Source organism: Streptomyces sp. NPDC043812 (genome assembly GCF_056436245.1).
In genome coordinates this window covers 1-2,666 of the sequence record NZ_JBWKCY010000084.1, presented here as the reverse complement: position 1 = coordinate 2,666, position 2,666 = coordinate 1, and the positions used below count along the sequence as shown (strand labels likewise).

3 protein-coding genes are annotated in these 2,666 nt (G+C 71.8%); all 3 read left to right on the top strand.

Annotated features, from left to right (window positions below; translation table 11 throughout):
* A partial coding sequence (locus tag AC067Z_RS38715; RefSeq protein ID WP_478794333.1) for a hypothetical protein occupies positions 1 to 474 on the top strand: 474 nt, incomplete at its 5' end.
* A 740-nt stretch (positions 475 to 1,214) separates the two neighbouring features.
* Positions 1,215 to 1,619, top strand: coding sequence for a hypothetical protein (locus AC067Z_RS38710; RefSeq protein ID WP_478794332.1), 405 nt, complete (start codon positions 1,215 to 1,217; stop codon positions 1,617 to 1,619).
* A 158-nt stretch (positions 1,620 to 1,777) separates the two neighbouring features.
* On the top strand, positions 1,778 to 2,626 hold the full coding sequence (locus AC067Z_RS38705) for a DNA-processing protein DprA (RefSeq protein ID WP_478794331.1): 849 nt from the start codon (positions 1,778 to 1,780) through the stop codon (positions 2,624 to 2,626).
* Positions 2,627 to 2,666 lie beyond the last annotated feature (40 nt).

Below are 2,666 nucleotides of genomic sequence, written 5' to 3'. Positions count from 1 at the left end.
GTGCACCACACCACCCATGACGCATTCGAGGCCGCCGCGGCCAACGCACTGGAGGCAGCCCGCGGCATGGCCCGCACCATCGCCGACACCCTCACCGCGATGTTCCCGGACGCCGCCTACCAGATCCCTTTCCGCAACGAAGACGGCCTGTGGCTGCACAGCGTGCGGGACACGGCCGGCCGGCTCCTGTGCGACTTCGAACCTCCGCTGCTCCTGCCCCCGCTGGCCGACACCGCGCTGCGCGCGGCATGGGGCGAGCTCGATCCGCATCTGCCGCCGCACCTTCTGCACCTGGTCCGCCGCCTGGCACGCGCGGGCGGAACCTACGGCCACCTGCCCGACGCAGCAGCCCACCCCGATGACGACACGTGGGAAGGGGAGCTGCTGTGCCTGCCGCTGACCGCCCGGGCCGAAGCCGGACCCGGCAGCGACGACACGGATTCCCTTCTGCGCCCGTACGGCACCGAGGCGTAGCCGCGCCCGCCGCCCCGATCGAGCCGTTGCCTCCGCCGCTCACCACGGCCCATCGACCGGAAGGACCCGGCATGGCGCACGACCGCACGCAGTACCGCGGCACCCATCATCACGCCGCGCCCGTGGGGCCCGGAGTACGCCGCCTACAAGCAATGGGTCTCCCACCACACGGATTTCGGATTCATCACCGGGTGGGAAGCCGACAACCTGATCAGGCGCTCCGCCGCGAAGGGCTGCACCATCGCCCCTGACACGCTCGGCGAACTGCGCCTGACCCACCCCACCCGGCGCGAAGCCGGCAGCGGACGCCGCTACCTGCACCCGGTGCCGGCCGTGCGGCCCGACCGCATCACCAGGACCCAGGCCACCGATCTGGAACTCGTCGAGAACGCGGGAACGGGCGCCCGGCTGCACGCGGAACCCGGTGGCGGATGCGTGATCACGGCGCCGTTCCTCCCCATCCCGCCGGTGCCGTCCTTCATCCTGCGGCGTAGCGGATGGCTCAGCGAGACCCCGCACACCGACACGGTCACCCTGTCCGCCGCCGGGCGGATCGCGCTGGCCCGCTACTGGCACCGCGAGAGTGGGATGGGCTCCCGTATCGCCATATCTCGACGCGGCACTGAGCTGGACAGCCAGCGGCTAACCCCTCCCCCTCGAACCTTCAATCGTGCTACGATTATTAATGTCAGAAGGTGGCCCCCGGACGACACCCAGCCACACCCACGCAAGGAGGACCCATGGACCAGGTCGGCACGAACCACACGGTCACTGTCGAGCAGAACGGCCGGACCTTCGAACTCACCGCCGCTGTCCGCACGATGGACAAGCGGCACGAAGCCGCCCCCGCGCTTCTCGGTGGTGACCGGATCGGCATCGAGGCCGAACTCGCACTCACCATACCGGGCGACGAGAAGCCCACCACGTTCTTCCTGTCCCGCCTGGTCGGCGAACCCGACTGGATCCAGGATGCGAAGTTCGGCCCCAACGGCTTCCCCCACTTCAGCCACGGATTCGGCTCCCGGGTCACCGTGCCGAAGGGAATCCTGGTCGAGATCTCCGACCTGCTGGACAGCGAGGCAAAGGCGCGCAACCTCGCCGCCGCGATCGGCCGGGACATTCCGCTGGAGCTCACCCGCCCGTGACCCGGACCGCCGGGGGCGGCCACGCTCAGCCGCCCCCGGCCCGCGCCCCGGACACCGGGGCACCCACGAACGCACCAGGAACCGCCCGCGGTTGGCCCCGCAGACGGCACCCCTTCCCAACCACACCCCTTTGTGAGGTTTCCGTGGCATCCACACTCATGACCGAGCGCGCAGCGCGCGCCGCCCTGTCCGCCTTCCACCGCCCCCGTGACGTCGCCGACGAGATGACCACGCTCGGCCCGGTCGACCTCTGGCGCCGCCTCGCCACGGCAGGCAACGCCGGTCCCCTCGCGCTGTACGACCCCGCCGGAGGACTGTCCCGGGCGCGCCTCACCGCTGAGTTCATCGTCCCCGGTGACCCGTCGTGGCCGACCGCGCTGGACGCCATGGGCAGCGACCGGCCATTCGGGCTCTGGATCCGCGGCACGGGTGACCTGGCCGCGCTGTCCGAGCGCGCCGTTGCCGTCACCGGCCGCCGCGACGCCAGTCCCGACGGGACCGCAGCCGACGCCGAACTGACGCGCGCCCTGGTCGACGCAGGACACATCGTCGCCTCCCCGCTCTCCTACGGAATCGACACCACCGTCCAGAACGCCGCCTACGCCGCATCGTCAACCACCCTGGCGCTGCTGCCCTGCGGACTGGACCGCTGCCACCCGCACAACCAGACCGAGCTGCGCGACCGGGCCGTCCACCGCGGCGGACTCGCCGTCAGCCTCTGCCCTCCCGGCACCCCGGCCAGCAGCAACACCCTGCACGCCAACGCCGGGCTGCTCGCCGCACTGACCGGCAGCCTCGCCCTGATCGAGCCGTCCTGCCAGGTCGACACGGTGCCGTACGAGGCACTCAAGTACGCGCGGCACCTGCGGCGCAGGGCCGTGGTGCTCGACTCCGGCCACCCCGACTCCGCACTCGCCCCCCGGGGCCGGGCAGCCGCACTGATCAGGGCCGCCAAGGTGCGCCGCGTCGCCACCGCCACCGCCGCTGCCACCGCACTGACCGCGTGAGCTGAGCCTGAGGTGGCGCGGCACTTCGATGCGCCACCCG